Origin of the sequence: Ramlibacter tataouinensis TTB310 (assembly GCF_000215705.1) — a bacterium.
Lineage (GTDB): Bacteria > Pseudomonadota > Gammaproteobacteria > Burkholderiales > Burkholderiaceae_C > Ramlibacter > Ramlibacter tataouinensis.
The window spans coordinates 3,818,576-3,837,390 of record NC_015677.1 but is presented as its reverse complement, the minus strand read 5'-3'; the positions used below and the strand labels follow the sequence as shown (position 1 = coordinate 3,837,390).

The 18,815-nt window shown below is 70.3% G+C and carries 19 protein-coding genes and 3 tRNA genes; 15 read left to right on the top strand and 7 right to left on the bottom strand.

What is annotated here, in order from left to right; genetic code table 11:
- Positions 1–132: 132 nt before the first annotated feature.
- The 4 genes from RTA_RS18400 to apaG all read right to left on the bottom strand — a co-directional run bounded on the left by RTA_RS18400 (position 133) and on the right by apaG (position 5,078).
- A complete protein-coding gene (locus RTA_RS18400) occupies positions 133–1,281 on the bottom strand; it encodes a YbdK family carboxylate-amine ligase (RefSeq protein WP_013902940.1) in 1,149 nt (382 codons plus the stop codon).
- Positions 1,274–2,575: a cation:proton antiporter gene (locus tag RTA_RS18395; RefSeq protein ID WP_013902939.1), complete on the bottom strand. Its 1,302-nt coding sequence runs from the start codon at positions 2,573–2,575 to the stop codon at positions 1,274–1,276. Before RTA_RS18395 ends, RTA_RS18400 begins: the two co-directional genes overlap by 8 nt.
- Before the next feature lie 126 nt (positions 2,576–2,701).
- The gene (tlpB, locus tag RTA_RS18390; protein ID WP_013902938.1) at positions 2,702–4,666 is read right to left on the bottom strand and encodes a transporter-like protein TlpB; all 1,965 of its coding nucleotides are present in this window, start codon (positions 4,664–4,666) and stop codon (positions 2,702–2,704) included.
- A 31-nt stretch (positions 4,667–4,697) separates the two neighbouring features.
- On the bottom strand, positions 4,698–5,078 hold the full coding sequence (apaG, locus tag RTA_RS18385; protein ID WP_013902937.1) for a Co2+/Mg2+ efflux facilitator ApaG/CorD: 381 nt from the start codon (positions 5,076–5,078) through the stop codon (positions 4,698–4,700).
- 55 nt (positions 5,079–5,133) lie between these two features.
- Between apaG and rpe the strand changes: the two genes are divergently transcribed.
- Positions 5,134–5,817 carry a ribulose-phosphate 3-epimerase gene (gene rpe / locus RTA_RS18380; protein WP_013902936.1) on the top strand — a complete coding sequence of 228 codons (684 nt, stop codon included), beginning with the start codon at positions 5,134–5,136 and terminating at the stop codon, positions 5,815–5,817.
- A gap of 9 nt (positions 5,818–5,826) precedes the next feature.
- Here the strand turns inward: rpe and RTA_RS18375 are convergent, their stop codons facing one another.
- Positions 5,827–6,111: a hypothetical protein gene (locus RTA_RS18375; RefSeq protein WP_013902935.1), complete on the bottom strand. Its 285-nt coding sequence runs from the start codon at positions 6,109–6,111 to the stop codon at positions 5,827–5,829.
- 231 nt (positions 6,112–6,342) lie between these two features.
- On the opposite strand from RTA_RS18375, the gene RTA_RS21385 reads away from it, so the two are divergent.
- The 4 genes from RTA_RS21385 to gph all read left to right on the top strand — a co-directional run bounded on the left by RTA_RS21385 (position 6,343) and on the right by gph (position 9,904).
- A complete protein-coding gene (locus tag RTA_RS21385) occupies positions 6,343–6,465 on the top strand; it encodes a hypothetical protein (RefSeq protein ID WP_013902934.1) in 123 nt (40 codons plus the stop codon).
- Between the two features lie 58 nt (positions 6,466–6,523).
- Positions 6,524–8,680 carry a catalase gene (locus RTA_RS18370; RefSeq protein ID WP_013902933.1) on the top strand — a complete coding sequence of 719 codons (2,157 nt, stop codon included), beginning with the start codon at positions 6,524–6,526 and terminating at the stop codon, positions 8,678–8,680.
- 141 nt (positions 8,681–8,821) lie between these two features.
- Positions 8,822–9,145, top strand: coding sequence for a KGG domain-containing protein (locus RTA_RS18365; RefSeq protein WP_013902932.1), 324 nt, complete (start codon positions 8,822–8,824; stop codon positions 9,143–9,145).
- Positions 9,146–9,208: 63 nt separating this feature from the next.
- Positions 9,209–9,904: a phosphoglycolate phosphatase gene (gph, locus tag RTA_RS18360; RefSeq protein ID WP_041675745.1), complete on the top strand. Its 696-nt coding sequence runs from the start codon at positions 9,209–9,211 to the stop codon at positions 9,902–9,904.
- On the opposite strand, the gene RTA_RS18355 is transcribed toward gph, so the two are convergent.
- Positions 9,843–10,457, bottom strand: coding sequence for a chalcone isomerase family protein (locus RTA_RS18355; protein WP_013902930.1), 615 nt, complete (start codon positions 10,455–10,457; stop codon positions 9,843–9,845). The two genes, gph and RTA_RS18355, sit on opposite strands and share 62 nt — an antisense overlap.
- A 291-nt stretch (positions 10,458–10,748) precedes the next feature.
- On the opposite strand from RTA_RS18355, the gene RTA_RS18350 reads away from it, so the two are divergent.
- Genes RTA_RS18350 through RTA_RS18320 form a run of 7 tightly spaced genes read left to right on the top strand, consistent with a single transcriptional unit; the run spans position 10,749 to position 17,187 of the window.
- Positions 10,749–12,269 carry an anthranilate synthase component I family protein gene (locus RTA_RS18350; RefSeq protein WP_013902929.1) on the top strand — a complete coding sequence of 507 codons (1,521 nt, stop codon included), beginning with the start codon at positions 10,749–10,751 and terminating at the stop codon, positions 12,267–12,269.
- A gap of 5 nt (positions 12,270–12,274) precedes the next feature.
- Positions 12,275–12,847: an anthranilate synthase component II gene (locus RTA_RS18345; protein ID WP_013902928.1), complete on the top strand. Its 573-nt coding sequence runs from the start codon at positions 12,275–12,277 to the stop codon at positions 12,845–12,847.
- Complete coding sequence (locus RTA_RS18340; protein WP_013902927.1) at positions 12,844–13,965, top strand: GntG family PLP-dependent aldolase; 1,122 nt, start codon at positions 12,844–12,846, stop codon at positions 13,963–13,965. The genes RTA_RS18345 and RTA_RS18340 overlap by 4 nt, the downstream gene beginning before the upstream one ends.
- A gap of 10 nt (positions 13,966–13,975) precedes the next feature.
- The gene (locus RTA_RS18335; protein WP_013902926.1) at positions 13,976–14,626 is read left to right on the top strand and encodes a LysE family translocator; all 651 of its coding nucleotides are present in this window, start codon (positions 13,976–13,978) and stop codon (positions 14,624–14,626) included.
- A gap of 23 nt (positions 14,627–14,649) precedes the next feature.
- A complete protein-coding gene (gene trpD / locus RTA_RS18330; RefSeq protein ID WP_013902925.1) occupies positions 14,650–15,681 on the top strand; it encodes an anthranilate phosphoribosyltransferase in 1,032 nt (343 codons plus the stop codon).
- Positions 15,682–15,683: 2 nt separating this feature from the next.
- Positions 15,684–16,475, top strand: a complete 792-nt coding sequence (gene trpC, locus RTA_RS18325) for an indole-3-glycerol phosphate synthase TrpC (protein WP_013902924.1) — start codon at positions 15,684–15,686, stop codon at positions 16,473–16,475.
- Position 16,476: 1 nt separating this feature from the next.
- Positions 16,477–17,187: a uracil-DNA glycosylase gene (locus RTA_RS18320; protein ID WP_041675744.1), complete on the top strand. Its 711-nt coding sequence runs from the start codon at positions 16,477–16,479 to the stop codon at positions 17,185–17,187.
- Here RTA_RS18320 and RTA_RS18315 read toward each other — a convergent pair.
- Positions 17,184–18,320 carry a patatin-like phospholipase family protein gene (locus RTA_RS18315; protein WP_226986090.1) on the bottom strand — a complete coding sequence of 379 codons (1,137 nt, stop codon included), beginning with the start codon at positions 18,318–18,320 and terminating at the stop codon, positions 17,184–17,186. The genes RTA_RS18320 and RTA_RS18315 overlap by 4 nt on opposite strands.
- A 118-nt stretch (positions 18,321–18,438) precedes the next feature.
- Between RTA_RS18315 and RTA_RS18310 the strand changes: the two genes are divergently transcribed.
- From RTA_RS18310 to RTA_RS18300, 3 genes are all read left to right on the top strand, one after another.
- A tRNA-Tyr gene (locus tag RTA_RS18310) sits at positions 18,439–18,524 on the top strand.
- 90 nt (positions 18,525–18,614) lie between these two features.
- Positions 18,615–18,688 (top strand) — tRNA-Gly (locus tag RTA_RS18305).
- A gap of 52 nt (positions 18,689–18,740) precedes the next feature.
- Positions 18,741–18,815: transfer RNA gene (locus tag RTA_RS18300), tRNA-Thr, on the top strand.

Sequence of the window (18,815 nt, the reverse complement as noted above, 5' to 3'; positions counted from 1 at the left end):
CGGCGGGGGCAGGGACAAAGAGGAGTGGGCCGCACGGTGTAAGAGATAAATGGGAGGTCTTCACATTTATACCTTCTTACATTCCGCGGCAGTGCGGGAATAGCTCTCTCGCGCCAGGTAACAAATCGCTGCTTAGCTTTGTCCGCGGAATCGCAACGCACCCTGGCGCACCACCTCGGCCAGCAGGCGCTCGCGCCGCTGCTTCAGCCGCAGCCACCGCGCATCGTTGCTGCCGAGTTCCACGTCCTCGCCCAGCATCTGCACGCCGGGGCCGGCGCCCAGGCGGCGCGCATGCTCGCCGATCTGCCGGAAGGTCTGCAGGATGTGCTCGCGCAGCGGCATGTGGGCGCCGGTGGAGGGCTCCACGTACACCGCGTCCAGGCCGAAGCGGCAGGCCTGGAAACGGTTGTAGGTGTAGACCATGTAATCGTCCTCCTGCGGCATGAACGGCTGCTCGTGCAGGAACCAGGAAGCCAGGGCCTGGACGAAGCCGGCCAGCGCGGCGGCGCGCTCCACGGTCAAGGGCGTGTCGAACACGCGGATCTCGATGGTGCCGTACTCGGGCTTGGGCCGGATGTCCCAGTAGAAGTCCTTCATGCTCTTGACCACGCCGGTGCGCGTGGTCTTGCTGAAGAACTCGCCGAAGTGGTCCCAGCTGAGGGTGAACGGGGCGCGGCCGGACATGGGGAAGGCGAACACCGAGTTCAGCCGTGCCGAGTCGAACTGCGTGTCCTGCGCCTGCACGTAGGGGCTGGAGGCCGACAGCGCGATGAAGTGCGGGATGTAGCGCGACATGCGGTGCAGCATCAGCAGCGCCTCGTCCGCGGTCGGGCAGCCGATGTGCACGTGCTGGCCGAAGATGGTGAACTGCTTGGACAGGTAGCCGTACAGGTCCGACAGCTGGCGAAAGCGCGGCTTGTCGTAGATGCGCTGCTCGTGCCACTGCTGGAACGGGTGGGTGCCGCCGCCCACCACGGCGATGTTGAGCTTGTCGGCGCACTGCACCAGCGCATCGCGGATTTGCGACAGCTCGCCCAGCACCTCGGACGCGGAGTGGCACACGCCGGTGGAGATCTCGATCATGCTCGAGGTCATCTCCGGCACCACGCTGCCGGGCAGCTGGTGGCGCGCCATCAGGCGCAGCATCTCGTCCGAATAGGGCGCCAGGTCGTAGTGGTGGGTGTTGACCAGCTGCAGCTCGAGCTCGACCCCGAGCGACAGGGCCGCGGACTGGCTGAAGGGCTCGAGCGCCGGCGCGAGATCGCTGGCCGGCCTATCCACGGGCGCCTCCCGGGTAGGTGCTGTCGGCCGGGGCACCCGGCGGCGCGCCGGCGATCTGCCCGCCTGCGGCATGGGCCGACAGCGGCCGCAGGCTTTCCCCCGCGCGGTAGATGGCGAAGGTGGTGATGATGGCGCCCAGCACCTCCATCAGCAGGATGGACGGCAGCGCGATGCTGGCGATGCGCGGGCCGAGCTCCAGCGAGGAAGCCACGAACTGCGACACCAGCAGCAGCGCGACCGACGACATGGGCGACATGGCGCAGGCGGTCCAGAAAGCCTGGCGCCAGGCCAGCCCGCTGCCCCAGTTCGCGGCGCCCACGCCCAGCACCTTGGCCACGGCCCGGGCCGCCACCAGGGCCAGAACCAGCCCGGCCACGGCCGGGTTCCAGGGCGCCTGCGCGGCCACCACGGACACCAGCACGAAGGTCAGCATCAGCAGCAGGGAGGCGGCCGTGCCCAGCTGCCGCGGCCAGGCCCAGGGGCGGGGGTTGAGCTGCTTGAGCAGGATGCCGCCCAGCAGCGCCGCCAGCGGCGCCGAACCGCCGAAGTGCGCCGCCAGCGTGGACGCGGCGGCGATCAGGCTCAGCAGCAGGAAAGCCGTGTTCTCGCTGGTCGGGCTCATCACCCGCAGGGCCGCGCGCAGCGTCAGCGCCAGGGCGGCGCCGACCACCACGGAGATGCCCAGCACCACGGCGATGGGGTAGAGCGTGTCGGCCAGGCCCAGCCCGTCGGCGCGGTGCATGGTGCCGGTGCGGGCGCTGACCAGCGTCAGGGCGTACAGCGTACTCAGGGTGCTGAGCACCATGGCCCGCTCGGTCACGGGCCCGGCGGCGCGCGTGTCCATCACCACCCGGCTGAGCACCGCCGGCGAGGCCGCCATGGCGATCAGCGCCAGCGCCTCGGACACGCTGGGGCGCACGCCCAGCCAGCGCATGGTGTAGTACACCAGGATCCAGGTGAGGAGGGCCTCCAGCAGGCTCTGCAGCAGCACCATGGGGTTGTGCCGGAACCAGCGCAGCGGCACCCGGCCGCCGGCCTCGAACAGCACCACGGCCACGCCGAGTTCCAGCAGGAACAGGCCGATGCCCTGCAGCGGCCAGGCGGCCCCGGAAAAGCCGGCCAGGCCGGCCAGCGTGCCCACCAGCGAATAGCCCACCACCTTGGGCAGGCCGGTGTGGCGTTGCAGCAGGTGGCCCGCCGCGGCCGCGACGGCCAGCAGGATGGACCACTGCACCGTGGGCAAGCCCGCCGACGGCCGCAGCCACTGGGCCCAGATGGCCGTGATTTCATTCATGCGACAGACCCCCGGGGCTGGACTGTAACCGCCTGCAATGGCAGAGCTTGTAGGACAAGAGCCCCTGCGTTGCTCTTAAGTTGATAGCAAAAATCCCAGCACGGACGCGGCCATCCGGGCCAGGCGTCAGACCGGCAGCAGGAAGCTGCCCAGCCGCCGCTGGCAGCGCGACCAGATGGCCCCGCGGATGCGGCGCCGGTCCACGCCGCTGACGCTGTGCGCACGCAGCGCCAGCCGGAACGCGAGGTAGAAGCTCACCCCCAGGTTGAGCATGGCGATCAGCGGGATGGCGGCCACGCACCAGGCCAGCTGCGGCAGCTGCCAGGCCTGCGGCCCATAGGCCATGGCGGCCGCCGTGAGCTGGCCGGCCGACAGCGTCACGTGGCGTGCCTCCAGCCCCACGCCCAGGAAGCCCAGCACCGGCGGCACCAGGCCCAGCATGAAGCCCAGGGAGATGTTGGAGGCGAAGCCGGAGATGTGCTCGCGCATGAAGCGGGCCCAGCGGTCGGCGCGCACCGGCCCGAGCACGGCGGTGATGCGCGGGTTGTAGCGCAGCGCCGAGTCCAGCCGGTGCAGCACGAACCAGTTCTCGGCCCAGCCCGCGATCAGGCTGGAGGCGAACAGCAAGGTGCCGGTGAAGGCGGCGAACAGCAGCGTGCCGGGCGACAGCAGGTTCAGGCTGCGCAGCACGTAGTCGGCCTCGGCGTGGGCGATCACCGGCTGTCCGGTGGCCTGCTGGAAAGCCAGGCACAGCAGGATCACCGTGGGCACCACCAGTCCCACGTTGCCCACCACTGCTGCCACCTGGGAGCGCACCAGGTTGGCGACCTGGTCGACGAACTCCTCGACCCGTGCCTGGCTGCTCAGGTCGCGCAGCCGGGCGGCCATCGCCGGCGCGGTCATGGCGGGCTGCTTGGTCGCCAGCGTCCAGTGCATCAGCTGGATCAGCATGAAGCTGGCGGAGTACAGGACCCCCGCCCACACGCCGCCCCAGAACGCCGCCAGGCCCAGCTTGTTCAGCATGAACTTCAGCACCACCGTGCCGGCCGTCACGATGCCGCCGCCGGCGGCCTTGCCCAGCATGCCCCGGTACTCGGCCGGCGTGCGCGTGATGTAGTGCTCCCCTGTTTCGGCGCTGCGCTCGGTCACGCGCGCCGCCAGCATCGAGGAGTTGGCGGCGACCAGGGCGCGCAGGCTACGCCGTTCCTGGCCCAGCGTGGCCAGCCGGCCGATCAGGCGCGCGGTCGCGGCCTGCGGCTCGGCTGCCAGCAGGCAGTCCATCAGCTCGCGGATGCGCAGCACGCGTTCGCGCAACTGGCGCAGCTGGAACACCAGGCCGATGGAGATGCCATGCTCGTTCAGATGCGGGTACACGCTGGCCGCCGCGGTGCGGCAGGCGTCCAGCGCCTCGCGCAGCCGCTCGGCGGCGGCCTCCAACCGCTGCGCCTCGCGCGGCGTCTCCAGGTAGGCGGCGCGGAAATCGTCGGAGGCCAGGGCCAGCGCATGGAAAGGCTGGGCGCGGCGCTCGGGCGTGCTCATGCGCTGGCGCAGCTCGGCCGACAGGCCGGCGGCGCGCACCTGGCTGGCGCAGAAATCGATGGCCTGCAGCACCTCGTGCTGCCACAGCGTCAAGGCCGGCCGGGCCGAAGGCAGCGACAGCAGCGCGGCCAGGCGCTGCAGCGTGGCGGCGTCCAGAGCCGCCACCCAGGCGGCATCCTCGCCGCGCGGCATGGCCAGCGAGAACAGCTCGGCCGCGTCCGTGGTTTCGGGTGTCGCCGGCAGCAGCTTCTGGCGCAGCCGCTCGTTCAGCTCGCTTCGAAAGGCCAGCCGCGCCGCCAGCCCGAAGTCGGCCAGCAGGGCGGTGGTGTCCACCGTGCCGGTCAGGACGCGCCACCAGCGCTGCAGCTCCTCGCGGTGCCGGGGCCGCGCTTCGAGCGCGTCCAGCAGCAGGCGCACGCGGCCGGCGGCGGCCTCGGGAAGCGAGCGGCGGCGTCCGCGCAGCCAGCGCAGCAGGCCGATCAGCCACAAGTGGCGCCGAGCCAGGGGTGCGTCGGCGTCCAGCGTGTCCAGCAGCCGGTTCAGGTCGGTCACGGGCCGGCCTCGGTGATGCCCGCCACGCGGGTCAGTGCAGCACCCGCTGGGCGCCGTCGTGCAGGATGAACTCGGGAATGTCCGCCTCGAAGCGCGTGCCGTCCTCGGCCACGCAGAAGTAGCTTCCGCGCATGCTGCCGGTGGGCGTGGCCAGGCGGCAGCCGCTGGTGTACTGGAATGCCTCGCCCGGCTTGAGCAGCGGCTGGTGCCCCACCACGCCCAGGCCGCGCACCTCCTCGGTCTGGCCGACGGCGTTGGTGATGATCCAGTGGCGCGAGATCAGCTGCGCCGCCACTTCGCCCGCATTGGTGATGGTGATGGTGTAGGCGAAGCTGTGGATGCCCTGGCTGGGCGCGGACTGCTCGGGCAGGTACTGGGGCGTGACCTCCACGCGGAACTGGTACTTGGCCATGCGGCGATGGTAACTGCAGGGCCGGCTCGGCCAGGGGTTTTGGGACAATCGCGCCATGAGCCCCACGCACCGCATCGCGCCGTCCATCCTGTCCGCCGATTTCGCCCGCCTGGGCGAGGAAGTGAGGAACGTCATCGCCGCCGGCGCCGACTGGATCCACTTCGACGTGATGGACAACCATTACGTGCCCAACCTGACCTTCGGCCCCATGATCTGCTCGGCGCTCAAGCCGCACGCCCGGCGCGCCGACGGCACGGCGGTGCCCGTCGACGTGCACCTCATGGTGCAGCCGGTGGACGCGCTGGCCCAGGCCTTCGCCGACGCCGGCGCCGACTTCATCAGCTTCCACCCCGACGCGTCCACCCACGTGCACCGTAGCGTGCAGGCGATCAAGGCGCGCGGCTGCAAGGCGGGCTTGGTGTTCAACCCGGCCACGCCGCTGGACGTGCTGGACTGGACCATCGACGAGATCGACCTGATCCTGATCATGAGCGTCAACCCGGGGTTCGGCGGCCAGGGCTTCATCGACTCGGCCCTGCGCAAGATCGAGCAGGCGCGCCGGCGCATCGAAGCCAGCGGACGCGACATCCGCCTGGAGGTCGACGGCGGCATCAAGGCCGACAACATCGGCAGGGTGGCAGCCGCCGGCGCCGACACCTTCGTGGCCGGCAGCGCCATCTTCGGCAAGCCGGACTACCGCGCCGTCATCGACGCGATGCGCTCGGCGCTGGCGCGCTGAGGGAGCGCGTCACGGACGGTGCTTCTTCTCGCCGTCCGGCAGGTCCTCGCGCAGGCGGTCGTAGGTCGCGTCCAGCTCGGCGCCCTTGCTGGTGTCGGCCACCCCGCGCTCGGCATCCTGCTGCGCGATGCGGCCGACGCGTTCGGCCGACGGCTCGGCGCGCGGCTGCGTGCTGCCGGCGGATTCGTCGCGCTCGTGCGGCATGCGCGGCACGGCCTCCTGGGTTTCGCCCTGGGCCGGCAAGGTCTCGGACTGCGGCCGGTCGGAGGGCAGCGGGAAGTTCTTCTCGGGCATGGTGGCGGCTCCTGTCTTTTCATGCTGCGCCGCGGCCGACGCCGGCCGGGTAGGACGGTGCGCGGGAGCGCTGTCGGCGTACTCCGTAGCTCTGCCGTGTCGGCGCCGTCCTACCGCGATTGATGGTGCGCACCGACGAACGCGCCCGCCAGCCAACTACGGGCTTTGCCCATGAGCTTGTTACGCTGAGGCTTGGCTATCGTCCTTACACGTCGCTCAGGAGAAAGACCCATGGAACTGCTCGCCGGCATCCCCGAATGGCTGGTCTGGTGTGCTGCCGGCTCGGGCGGCGTGCTCGCGGTGGCCATGGTGGCCAACGTCATCGAGGCGGCGCTCGACCTCGAAGCCCGCTGACCGCCGGCGGGGCCGGGCCCCGCACCTTGTAGTTCCTCCGCCGCCACCAGGAGCCCCCATGGCCCAATCCAAGCTGGATGCCCAGCGCAAGTCCAAGGCCGGCGAGGGAGTCGCCGCCAAGAACAAGCAGCTGGAAGCCTTCAGCCAGGCGCCCGAGAGCATCCTGACCACCAACCAGGGCGTGGTCATCCCCGACAACCACAACTCGCTGCGCGCGGGCGCGCGCGGGCCGACCCTGCTGGAAGACTTCATCCTGCGCGAGAAGCTGACGCATTTCGCGCACGAGCGCATCCCCGAGCGCGTGGTGGGCGCGCGCGGCTGCGGCGCGCACGGCTACTTCGAGCTGTACAAGACGCTGTCGCAGTACACCCGCGCCGATTTCCTGCAGGAGGCCGGCAGCCGCACGCCGGTGTTCGTGCGGTTTTCCAACCTCACCGGCGAGCGCGGCTGCGCCGACACGGTGCGCGACGTGCGCGGCTTCGCCGTCAAGTTCTACACCCGTGAAGGCGTGTACGACCTGGTGGGCGCGAGCATGCCGGTCTTCTTCATCCAGGACGCGATGAAGTTCCCCGACCTGATGCATGCCCTCAAGCCCGAGCCGCACCACGGCATGCCGCAGGCCTCCAGCGCGCACGACACCTTCTGGGATTTCGCCTCCCTGGTGCCCGAGACCACGCACATGCTGATGTGGCTGATGTCCGGCCGGGCCCTGCCGCGCAGCCTGCGCATGATGGAAGGCTTCGGCGTGCACACCTGGCGCCTGGTCAACGCGCATGGCGTCTCGCACTTCGTCAAGTTCCACTGGAAGCCGCGGCTGGGGCGCCATGCCCTGGCCTGGGAGGAGGCGCAGAAGATCGCCGGCAGCGACCCCGATTTCCACCGGCGCGACCTGTGGGAGGCGATCGACCGCGGCCACCCTCCGGAGTGGGAGCTGGGCGTGCAGCTGGTGCACGAGGACAAGGCCGAGGGCCTGGGCTTCGACCTGCTGGACCCGACCAAGCTCATTCCCGAGGAGATGGTGCCGGTGCTGCCGGTGGGCCGGCTGGTGCTCAATCGCAACCCCGACAACTTCTTCGCCGAGACCGAGCAGGTGGCATTCAACCCCGGCCATGTGGTGCCGGGCATCGACTTCAGCCACGACCCGCTGCTGCAGGGCCGCCTGCTGGCCTACTCCGACAGCCAGCTGTCGCGCCTGGGCGGGCCCAATGGGCACGAGCTGCCGATCAACCGCGGCGTCTGCCCGTTCCACAACTTCCAGCGCGACGGGCAGCACCGCATGCTGGTGAGCAAGGGCTCGGTGAGCTACGAGCCCAACTCGCTGGCCAGCGGCGCCGAGTTCCGCATGGACGGCGGGCAGCAGGGCTTCCAGAGCGTGGCCGAAGCCATCGACTCGCCCAAGCTGCGGCGGCGCGGGCCGGCCTTCGACGACCACTTCAGCCAGGCCACGCTGTTCTGGAACAGCCAGCCGGCCGCGGAGAAGGAGCACATCATCGCCGCCTTCCAGTTCGAGCTGGCCAAGCTGGAGACGGCGGCCATCCGCCAGCGGGTGGTGGACAACCTGGCGCACGTGGATCCCAAGCTGGCGCGCAAGGTCGCCGAGCCCCTGGGCATCGCGCCGCCGGACGGCAGGGCGGCCGCCGGGCGGGCCGGGTTCCGGGCGCACCGCGCCCGGCTGCCCATCGAGTCCTCGCCGGCGCTGGGCCAGGACGGCGGCGGCTCCGGCATCGTCACGCGCAAGGTCGCCGTCCTGGTGGCCCCGGGCGTGGAGGTGGGCGCGTACAAGGTGCTGCAGCAGGCCTTGCAGGACCAGGGCGCGCTGACGCGCGTGGTCTCGGCCCAGCTGGGGGTGGTGTCCACCTCCTCGGGTCAGCAGCTGGCGGTGGACCATACCTTTGCCAGCACCTCGTCGGTGCTGTTCGACGCCGTGCTGGTGCCCGGCGGCAGTGCCAGCACGCAGGCGCTGGCCCGCCATGCGCCAGCGTTGCAGTTCGTGCACGAGGCCTGGCGGCACGGCAAGGCGCTGTGCCTGATCGGCGAGGCGGTGGACCTGCTGCAAGGCGTCGTGCCGGGCGCACCCGATGGCGGGCGAGGCGCCGGCGTGGTGACGGGGAGCAACGACCCGGCGACCCGGCTGCAGATGGCACAGGAATTCATCGCCGCCATCGCGCGCCATCGCCACTGGTCGCGGCTCGCGGCCGACGCCACGCCCGCCTGAGTCTCGGCACCGCTGCGCGGCAGCAGGCCTTTCCTACGGCTGCTTCACGCCGGTACTGACCTGGGGCCGGGCCGTTCTGCGCGTCAATGGGCGGACGCGGCCGGCGCGGTGCCGGCTGCTCACATCCCAAGGAGTTCATCCATGGCATCGAGCAACCAGGGCAATCAAGGCGGAAAGTCCAACCGGGGCTTCGCGTCGATGGACCCGGAGCGCCAGCGCGAGATCGCCAGCCAAGGCGGCAAGGCCGCGCATGAGAGCGGCAACGCGCACGAGTTCACCCCCGAGGAAGCCCGCGTGGCCGGCAGCAAGGGCGGCAAGGCCGCCCACGAGAAAGGCACCGCCCACGAGTTCACCTCGGAAGAGGCGCGCGAAGCCGGTCGCAAAGGCGGCGAGGCCTCCGGCGGCGGCAACCGCGGCGGCAACACCCAAGGCAACCAGGGCAACCCCCAGGGCGGCAGCCGCTAGGACACCGCCGCCGTCCCAGGAAGGGCGCTGCGGCGCCCTTCCTGTTTGCTGCACACTCGCCGCATGCCGATCGCTTCCGCCCAGCCGCTGCACGCCGCCATCATCGACCTCGATGGCACCCTGATCGACACGCTGGGCGACTTCGGCGCCGCGCTGGCCGGCATGCTGGACGAACTGTCCCTGCCCGCCATCGGGGCCGACGCGGTCGCCCGCCTGGTGGGCAAGGGCTCGGAGCACCTGATCCGCTCGGTGCTGGCGCAGGTGGAGGGCGACCCCGCGCTGTACCCGGCGGCCTGGGAGGCCTACCAGCGCCACTACCTCGCCATCAACGGCCGGCACTCGACGGTGTTTCCCGGTGCGCCGCAGGCCTTGCGCTCGCTGCGCGGACGCGGGCTGAAGCTGGCATGCGTGACCAACAAGCCGCAGGCCTTCACCGATCCGCTGCTGCGGGCCAAGGGCCTGGACCGCTGCTTCGATGCCGTGTTCGGCGGTGACGCCTTTGCCCGCAAGAAGCCGGATCCGCTGCCGCTGCTGATGGCGGCCCGGGCCCTGGGCGCGCAGCCCGCGCGAACCCTCGTGGTGGGCGATTCCAGCAACGATGCCCAGGCCGGGCGCGCCGCCGGCTGCCCCGTGCTGCTGGTGACCTTCGGTTACAACCACGGCGAGCCGGTGCAGGCCGTGGATGCCGATGCCTACCTCAATTCATGGTCTGAGCTGGATTCGACGCTGGGCCGGCTTTTCCCAGCAAGGCTTCCTTGAGGCTGTGGTCGGCCGGCTTGGGGCCCAGCCAGATGCGCAGCATGGCGTTGAAGAACTCGGGCTCCCTGAACGGTTCGCCCTGGGGCACGCCGCGCACGTTGATGATGGTGCCGGTGCCGGGCACCCAGTCGATGCTGAAGCTCTGGCCGGCGCTGAGTTTCTTGATGTCGGTGAAGAGCTGGCTCATGCGCATCAGGCCCGGGATCAGCTTGGAAAACGCGGCCTTGTCCATGTTGTCCTCCACACTGCGTGTGAACAGCCGGCCGAGCTCGCCGGAATCGATGTCGCGCAGCATGGTGACCGTGATGCGCTTGGCTCCCGGCATGGCCAGGGCCTCCTCGGCGGCGGTGGTCTTGCGCGGCAGGTACAGGCCGGCGGCGTAGACCTGGATGATGGCGCGGTAGCGCGTGCCTGCGCCATTGAGCTGCAGCTTGTTGCCGCGCAGCTCCAGGCTCTCGTCGTACTTGACGCCCGAGACCGTGACCGGCTGGCCCGCCGCTCCCAGAGCCAGGCCCAGCCCGGCCACTCCTACCAGTTGTCGAAGTCCCCTCATGGCTGTCTCCTCGGATGCTGTGGGCGCGTTTTGTATCAGATTGTCCCGCCGGCCGCATCCCTCAATGTCACGAGGGCGCGGGTCGCTGCCGTACCGCTTTGCTACACTGGCCCGCATGTTCATCCACCGCACCATGATCACAGGTTGCTCGGACCGGGGAGCCTGGCCCTGGCGCAAGCCTGACATCGTGCGCCATTGATTGCACGGGGCAGCCCGTGCCCCGTCGCCCCGGCCCCCGGGGCCAATCGATCCCCCCGCGGCCTGATGCCGCCGAGCTTGTGGAGGCTCACCTTGCTCACCGAACTCGAATTCAAGAGCCTTGCGCTGCAGGGCTACAACCGCATCCCCCTGATCGCCGAGGCGTTCGCCGACCTGGAAACGCCGCTGTCGCTGTACCTCAAGCTCGCCCATGCCCGGGGTGACGGCCGCCTGAGTTTCCTGCTGGAGTCGGTGGTGGGCGGCGAGCGCTTCGGCCGCTACAGCTTCATCGGCCTGCCGGCACGCACGCTGCTGCGTGCCAGCGGCTTCGGCGCGGACGCCCGCACCGAGGTCGTGCAGGGCGGCCAGGTGGTGGAGACCGCGCGCGGCAACCCGCTGGACTTCATCGAGGCCTACCAGAAACGCTTCAAGGTGGCGCTGCGCCCCGGCCTGCCGCGATTCTGCGGGGGCCTGGCCGGGTACTTCGGCTACGACACGGTGCGCCACATCGAGAAGAAGCTGGAGACAAGCTGCCCGCCGGACACGCTGGGCTGCCCCGACATCCTGCTGCTGCAGTGCGAGGAGCTGGCCGTCATCGACAACCTGTCGGGCAAGCTGTACCTCATCGTCTACGCCGACCCGGGCCAGCCCGAGGCCTACGCCAACGGCAAGCGCCGCCTGCGCGAGCTCAAGGACCAGCTCAAGTACTCGGTCAGCGCGCCCAAGCTGGCGCAGACCCAGACCTTTGCCGCCGAACGCGAGTTCGCCAAGGCCGACTACCTGAAGGCCGTGGGCCGGGCCAAGGAGCTGATCGCCGCCGGCGACTTCATGCAGGTGCAGGTGGGCCAGCGCATCAAGAAGCGCTACACCGAGTCGCCGCTGTCGCTGTACCGCGCGCTGCGCTCGCTCAACCCCAGCCCCTACATGTACTACTACAACTTCACCGGGTACGACGGCCAGGGCGGGGACTTCCACGTGGTGGGCGCCTCGCCGGAGATCCTGGTGCGGCAGGAGCAGACCGCGCAAGGGCAGAAGATCACCATCCGCCCCTTGGCCGGCACGCGGCCGCGCGGCGCCACGCCCGAGCAGGACAAGGCGGTGGAGCAGGAACTGGTGAACGATCCCAAGGAGCGCGCCGAGCACGTGATGCTGATCGACCTGGCGCGCAACGACATCGGCCGCATCGCCAGGACCGGCAGCGTCAAGGTGACCGAGGCCTTCGCCGTGGAGCGCTACAGCCACGTGATGCACATCGTCAGCAACGTGGAAGGCATGCTGGACGAAGGCATGAGCAACATGGACGTGCTCAGGGCCACCTTCCCCGCCGGCACCCTGACCGGCGCGCCCAAGGTGCATGCGATGGAGCTGATCGACCGGCTCGAGCCCAGCAAGCGCGGCCTGTACGGCGGCGCCTGCGGCTACCTCAGCTATGCCGGCGACATGGACGTGGCCATCGCCATCCGCACCGGCATCGTCAAGGACCAGACGCTGTACGTGCAGGCCGCCGCCGGCGTGGTGGCCGACTCGGTGCCGGAGCTGGAGTGGAAGGAAACCGAGGCCAAGGCGCGGGCGCTGCTGCGCGCGTCCGAACTCGTGGAAGAAGGCCTGGAGTGAGCACCATGAAGCTGCTGATGATCGACAACTACGACAGCTTCACCTACAACCTGGTGCAGTACTTCGGCGAGCTGGGCGCGCAGGTGGAGGTGTTCCGCAACGACGAGATCACGCTGGGGGGCATCGCCGCGCGCCGGCCCGACCGGCTGGTGGTCTCGCCCGGACCCTGCTCGCCGGCCGAGGCCGGGATATCGGTCGAAGCCATCCGCCACTTCGCGGGCCAGTTGCCCATTCTGGGCGTGTGCCTGGGCCACCAGAGCATAGGCGCGGCCTTCGGCGGCAGCATCGTGCGCGCGCAGCAGCTGATGCATGGCAAGACCAGCGAGATCACGACCACGCGCCAGGGCGTGTTCAGCGGCCTGCCCGGGCGCTTCACGGTCAACCGCTACCACTCGCTGGCCATCGCGAAGGACGGCTGCCCGGCCGCGCTTGCCGCCACGGCCTGGACCGACGACGGCGAGATCATGGGCGTGCGCCACCGCGAGCTGCCCATCGAGGGCGTGCAGTTCCACCCCGAGTCCATCCTCACCGAGCATGGCCATGCCATGCTGAGGAACTTCCTGGAGCAGAAGGCATGAAGCCGATCGACCTGCGCAGCGACACCGTCACGCAGCCGACGGCAGCCATGCGAGCCGCGATGGCGGCCGCGCCCCTGGGCGACGATGTGTTCGGCGACGACCCCAGCATCAACGCGCTGCAGGAGAAGGTCGCCGGCCTGCTCGGCTTCAAGGCCGCGCTGTTCGTGCCGACCGGCACGCAAGGCAACCTGTGCGCCATCCTGGCGCATTGCCAGCGCGGCGACGAGTACATCGTGGGCCAGATGCAGCACTGCTACCGGTGGGAGGGTGGCGGCGCGGCGGTGTTCGGCAGCGTGCAGCCGCAGCCGCTGGACCACCAGCCCGATGGCAGCCTGGCACTGGCGGACATCGAGGCCGCCATCAAGCCGGACGACCCGCACTTCGCCCGCACGCGCCTGCTGGCGCTGGAGAACACGCTGGGCGGCAAGGTGCTGCCGCTGGCCTATTTGGAGCAGGCGACCGCGCTGGCCCGCTCGCGTGGGCTGGCCACCCACCTGGACGGCGCCCGCCTGTTCAATGCCGCGGTCGCGCAGGCGGCCGCGAAAGACGCGCGTCCCGCCGCCGGGCCGCCCCAAGGCGGGACAGCCCCTTCGGGGGGCAGCGACCCACACGCAGTGGGGGAGCGTGGGGGCGCATACCTCGAGGCATGGCGCATCGCCCGCCACTTCGACAGCGTTTCCGTCTGCTTCAGCAAGGGGCTGGGCGCGCCTGTGGGCTCGGCGCTGTGCGGCTCCAAGGAGCTGATCGCCCGCGCGCGCCGCATCCGCAAGATGGCGGGCGGCGGGATGCGGCAGTCCGGCATGCTGGCCGCGGCGGCCCACCATGCGCTGGACCACCAGGTGGAGCGGCTGGCGCAGGACCACGCGCTGGCCGGGCGGCTGGCCGACGCGCTGCAAGGCATAACAGGACTGCAGGTGGAAGCGCCGCAGACCAACATCCTGTTCGTCGACCTGGTGGGGCCGGCGCGCGAGCGGTCCGCGGCGCTGCTGGAACACCTGGCCCGCAACGGCGTGCTGGCGACCGGCCTGTACCGGCTGCGCTTCGTCACCCATCTGGACGTGGATGCGCGGGGGGTGGACAGGGCCGCGGCCGTGATCCGGTCCTTCTTCGGCGCCTGAGGAGCCCGCCATGCCCGATGCACAGCAGCTGCTCCTCTTCATGGCGGCCGGACTGCTCCTGAACCTCACGCCCGGCCCCGACGTTCTGTACATCGTCACCCAGTCCCTGCGCTCGGGCGCGCGCGCAGGGATGGTCGCGGCGCTGGGCATCAACGCCGGCTGCCTGGTGCACATCGTCGCGGCGGCGCTGGGCGTGGGCGCGCTGCTCGCCGCCTCGGCCACCGCCTTCACGCTGCTGAAATGGGCGGGCGCCGCCTATCTGCTGTGGATGGGCGTACGGCTGTTGCTGGCGAGGGCGCCGCGGCAGGTGGCGGACCTGCGGGCGCTGGCCGGCGCCCAGCCGCGCGCCGACCTGTGGGCGGTGTTCCGCGGCGGGTTCCTGACCAACGTGCTCAATCCCAAGGTGGCCGTGTTCTTCCTGGCCTTCGTGCCGCAGTTCATCGCGCCCGAGGCCGCGCATCCCGCGCGCGCATTCCTGCTGCTGGGAGCACTGTTCAATGTCAACAGCGTGGCCGTCAACGTGGGCTGGGCGCTGGCCGCCGCCTGGATGGCCCGGCACGATGCCGTGCAGCGCGGCATGCAGGGGTTGGACCGGATTGCCGGCGCCATGTTCATAGTCTTCGGGGCGCGCCTGGCCCTGGCCGACAATCCGTCCCGATAACGCATCTCCCCGAGGAGCAAGCCATGCCCATCACGCCCCAGGAAGCGCTGCAGCGCACCATCGAGCACCGCGAGATCTTCCACGACGAGATGCTCAAGGTGGTACGGCTGATCATGAGCGGCGAGCTCTCGCCGGTGATGACGGCGGCGCTGATCACCGGCCTGCGCGTCAAGAAGGAGACGATCGGCGAGATCACGGCGGCGGCCGAGGTGATGCGCGAGTTCTCCACCAAGGTGCACATCGCCGACAAGACCCACCTGGTGGACATCGTGGGCACCGGCGGCGACGGCTCGCACACCTTCAACATCTCGACCTGCGCCATGTTCGTGGCGGCGGCCGCCGGCGCCAGGGTCAGCAAGCATGGCGGACGCAGCGTCAGCAGCAAGAGCGGGAGCGCGGACGTGCTTGAAAGCCTGGGCCTGAACATCAATCTCCAGCCGGAATACATCGCCCGCTGCGTGGCCGAGGTGGGCATAGGCTTCATGTTCGCGCCCAACCACCACCCGGCCATGAAGAACGTGGCGCCGGTGCGCAAGGAGCTGGGCGTGCGCACCATCTTCAACATCCTGGGCCCGCTCACGAACCCGGCCGGTGCGCCCAACATCCTGATGGGCGTGTTCCACCCCGACCTGGTGGGCATCCAGGTGCGGGCGCTGCAGCGCCTGGGCGCCGAGCACGCGGTGGTGGTGTACGGCCGCGACGGGATGGACGAGGTCAGCCTGGGCGCCGCCACCATGGTGGGCGAGCTGAAGAACGGGCAGGTGACCGAGTACGAGATCCACCCCGAGGACTTCGGCCTGGCCATGGCCAGCAACCGTGCCATCAAGGTGGAGACGGCCGAGCAGTCGCGCCAGATGCTGGTGGGCGTGCTGGACAACCAGGCCGGCCCGGCGCGCGACATCGTGATCCTCAACGCCGGGGTGGCGCTGTACGCCGCCAACGTGGTGGATTCGATGAGGGCCGGCGTGGACCAGGCCCGCGCCGCGCTCGAATCGGGCGCGGCCAAGGCCAAGCTGGCGCACCTGATCCAGGTGTCCAACCGCCTCGCTGGCTGACCATGCCTGACATCCTCACGAAAATCGTCGCGGTCAAGCACGAGGAGATCGCGCAGGCGAAGAAGAAGGTCTCGTTCGAGGCCATGCGCGCCGACGCCGAGAGCCGCGTGCTCACGCGCGACTTCGAAGGCGCGCTGCGCCGGCGCATCGCGGCCGGCCGCAGCGCCGTGATCGCCGAGGTCAAGAAGGCCAGCCCCAGCAAGGGCGTGCTGCGCGCCGACTTCATCCCCGCCGACATCGCGCAGAGCTATGCCGAGCATGGGGCGGCCTGCCTGTCGGTGCTGACCGACCGCCAGTTCTTCCAGGGGCGGCCGGACTACCTGAAGCAGGCGCGCGCCTCCTGCGACCTGCCGGTGCTGCGCAAGGACTTCATGGTCGATCCCTACCAGGTGTACGAGTCGCGCGCCATGGGCGCCGACTGCATCCTGCTGATCGCCGCCTGCCTGCAGGACGCGCAGATGGCCGAGCTGGAGGCCCTCGCCCGCGGCCTGGACATGGCCGTGCTGGTCGAGGTGCACGACGGCGCCGAGCTGGAGCGGGCGCTGCGCCTGAAGACGCCCCTGGTCGGCATCAACAACCGCAACCTGCGCAGCTTCGAGGTCAGCCTGGAGACCACGCTGGACCTGCTGCCGCAGGTGCCGGCCGACCGGCTGCTGGTGACCGAGTCGGGCATCCTGGCCCAGGCCGACGTGCGCAGGATGCGCGCTGCCGGCGTGCATGCCTTCCTGGTCGGGGAGGCTTTCATGCGCGCACCCGAGCCCGGCGAGGCCCTGGCCGAACTGTTCAACGATTGAGATGCAAGACCACGATGTGCCGCGCCTGCGCGAGTGGGCCCCCGAGCGCTGGCCGATGGCGCCGGATTGGCGTCCCGTGGTCGACGCCTTCTTCGCCAGCCCGGCCGGCCAGCGCCTGGGCGAGTTCATGCGGCAGCGGCTGGCGGCCGGCGCCGTGATCTATCCGCCCCAGCCCCTGCGCGCCCTGGAACTGACGCCGCTGGCCTCGGTGCGCGCCGTCATCCTGGGCCAGGACCCCTACCACGGCCCCGGCCAGGCCGAAGGGCTGGCCTTCTCGGTGGCGCCCGGCGTCAGGCTGCCGCCTTCGCTGCGCAACATCTTTGCCGAACTGGGCATCGTGCCGCCGCACGGCTCGCTGGTGGAATGGGCGCGCAGCGGCGTGCTGCTGCTCAATGCCAGCCTCACGGTGGAGGACGGCCAGCCCGGCAGCCATGCCAGGAAGGGCTGGGAGCTGCTGACCGACGCGCTGCTGGCCCGGGTCGCCGCCACGGCTTCGCCCTGCGCCTACCTGCTGTGGGGCGCACATGCCCAGGCCAAGGCGGGGCTGATCCAGGCGCAGGCGGCCGCGCATGGGCGACAGGCACTGGTGCTGCAGGCCAACCACCCCTCGCCGCTGTCGGCGCGCCGGCCGCCGGTGCCTTTTCTGGGCTGCGGCCACTTCCGCCACGCGCGCGACTGGCTGGCCGAACGCGGCCAGCCGGGCGTTTTCTAGCGCGGCGGCCGCAGCCGGCGGAACAGCCGGGCCAGCCAGGGCCGGAAGCCCGGGCTCGGCCGCGGCTCGCCGGCCGGGGCCTCCGGCCAGGACAGGCTGGTGTCGTCCAGGTAGTCGCGCCGCACGTCCACCGTGCCGTGCCGGCCCAGCGCCTCGAAGTGCTGGTCCAGCCAGCGCTTGGCCGCCTGCTGGCCGATCTCGAACAGTTCGCGGATCAGCACCGGGTCCGCCTGGGTCTTGCTGGCGGCGGTGTAGTGCAGCATCTCGGCGCCGCCGTCGATGCGGTGCAGGCGCACCGGCTTGCAAAGGCCGGGTGCGAGCTGGCCTTCGGCCAGCAGGCGGTTGATCAGGTCGATGTTGCGCATTTGTGTCAGCAGGCTGGCGTTGAAGGTCAGTTCGTTGACACGGCCGGCGATCTCGGCGGCGGTGCGCGGCTGGCGCTCGCGCCGCAGCGGGTTGATCTGCACCACCAGGATGTCGGCGCTGTCGCAGGTGGTGATCAACGGCGTCAGGGCCGGGTTGACCGAGTAGCCGCCATCCCAATAGGCCTGGCCATCGATCTCCACGGCGCGGAACAGCATGGGCAGGCAGGCGGACGCCATGACCGAGTGCACGCTGAGCTGGCTGCCGGAGAAGATCACGGCCTTGCCGGTGGTGACGTGGGTGGCGGAGACGAACACCTTGGGCCCGCCCGGCCGGGCGATGGCGCCGAAGTCGATCTGCCGCTGCAGCAGGTCGCGCAGCGGGTTGAGGTCCATGGGGTTGGTCTGGTAGGGCGACCAGTAGTCGCGAACCGCCTGCAGCCAGGGGTTGGTGTGCGCGAACTCCGCTCCCAGACCGCCCCAGAGCGTGCGGCCCAGGCGCGCTTGCAGGCTGCCCAGGGCGCCCCAGTGGCCGATCTCGCCCCACAGCCGGGCCAGCGCCTGCCGGGCGCCGGCATGGGCGTCCCGCCCGGCTGCCTCGGCGGCGCCATGGCCGCTGGCCAGGGCAACGGCGTTCACGGCGCCGGCGCTGGTGCCGCTCACGCCCTCCACGGCGATGCGCCCGTCGGCCAGCAAGGTATCCAGGACGCCCCAGGTGAAGGCGCCGTGCGAGCCGCCTCCCTGCAGGGCCAGGTTGATGGTTTTTTTCATGCTGGGGGAAGCGGAAGCAACATCCATGCGCTGACGGTGACAGGCGCAGGCGCCCTGGCTGCGGTGCCGGACGGCAGCGCTTTTCGGCACGAAATCGTGCTATATTTCGAGGTTCGCCGGAGGGGTGCCCGAGTGGCTAAAGGGGGCAGACTGTAAATCTGTTGGCTTACGCCTACGCTGGTTCGAATCCAGCCTCCTCCACCAAGCCTTGTTGAAGAGGCTGGGCGACATGTGTTGAAGCGATCGAGTGGTAGCCGAAGGAAGTTTGCCGGGGCTGTCGAGCAAAGCCCGAACGCGGGAGTAGTTCAATGGCAGAACCTTAGCCTTCCAAGCTAATGACGCGGGTTCGATTCCCGTCTCCCGCTCCACGGATCGCACGGCACGGCAATGATGTGTTTGCTTGGCGAACCGAAGAATTTCGCCCTTGTGGCTCAGTGGTAGAGCACTCCCTTGGTAAGGGAGAGGTCGCGGGTCCGATTCCCGCCAAGGGCACCA

Excerpts from the sequence above, each read along its gene's own strand:
- rpe (WP_013902936.1), top strand. The coding sequence starts at position 5,134 with ATGAGCCCCACGCACCGCATCGCGCCGTCCATCCTGTCCGCCGATTTC.
- RTA_RS18340 (WP_013902927.1), top strand. The coding sequence starts at position 12,844 with ATGAAGCCGATCGACCTGCGCAGCGACACCGTCACGCAGCCGACGGCA.
- RTA_RS18355 (WP_013902930.1), bottom strand. The coding sequence starts at position 10,457 with ATGAGGGGACTTCGACAACTGGTAGGAGTGGCCGGGCTGGGCCTGGCT.
- RTA_RS18315 (WP_226986090.1), bottom strand. The coding sequence starts at position 18,320 with ATGAAAAAAACCATCAACCTGGCCCTGCAGGGAGGCGGCTCGCACGGC.
- apaG (WP_013902937.1), bottom strand. The coding sequence starts at position 5,078 with ATGGCCAAGTACCAGTTCCGCGTGGAGGTCACGCCCCAGTACCTGCCC.
- RTA_RS18375 (WP_013902935.1), bottom strand. The coding sequence starts at position 6,111 with ATGCCCGAGAAGAACTTCCCGCTGCCCTCCGACCGGCCGCAGTCCGAG.
- RTA_RS18370 (WP_013902933.1), top strand. The coding sequence starts at position 6,524 with ATGGCCCAATCCAAGCTGGATGCCCAGCGCAAGTCCAAGGCCGGCGAG.
- RTA_RS18345 (WP_013902928.1), top strand. The coding sequence starts at position 12,275 with ATGAAGCTGCTGATGATCGACAACTACGACAGCTTCACCTACAACCTG.
- RTA_RS21385 (WP_013902934.1), top strand. The coding sequence starts at position 6,343 with ATGGAACTGCTCGCCGGCATCCCCGAATGGCTGGTCTGGTGTGCTGCC.
- trpC (WP_013902924.1), top strand. The coding sequence starts at position 15,684 with ATGCCTGACATCCTCACGAAAATCGTCGCGGTCAAGCACGAGGAGATC.
- RTA_RS18335 (WP_013902926.1), top strand. The coding sequence starts at position 13,976 with ATGCCCGATGCACAGCAGCTGCTCCTCTTCATGGCGGCCGGACTGCTC.
- RTA_RS18320 (WP_041675744.1), top strand. The coding sequence starts at position 16,477 with ATGCAAGACCACGATGTGCCGCGCCTGCGCGAGTGGGCCCCCGAGCGC.
- trpD (WP_013902925.1), top strand. The coding sequence starts at position 14,650 with ATGCCCATCACGCCCCAGGAAGCGCTGCAGCGCACCATCGAGCACCGC.
- RTA_RS18365 (WP_013902932.1), top strand. The coding sequence starts at position 8,822 with ATGGCATCGAGCAACCAGGGCAATCAAGGCGGAAAGTCCAACCGGGGC.
- gph (WP_041675745.1), top strand. The coding sequence starts at position 9,209 with ATGCCGATCGCTTCCGCCCAGCCGCTGCACGCCGCCATCATCGACCTC.
- RTA_RS18395 (WP_013902939.1), bottom strand. The coding sequence starts at position 2,575 with ATGAATGAAATCACGGCCATCTGGGCCCAGTGGCTGCGGCCGTCGGCG.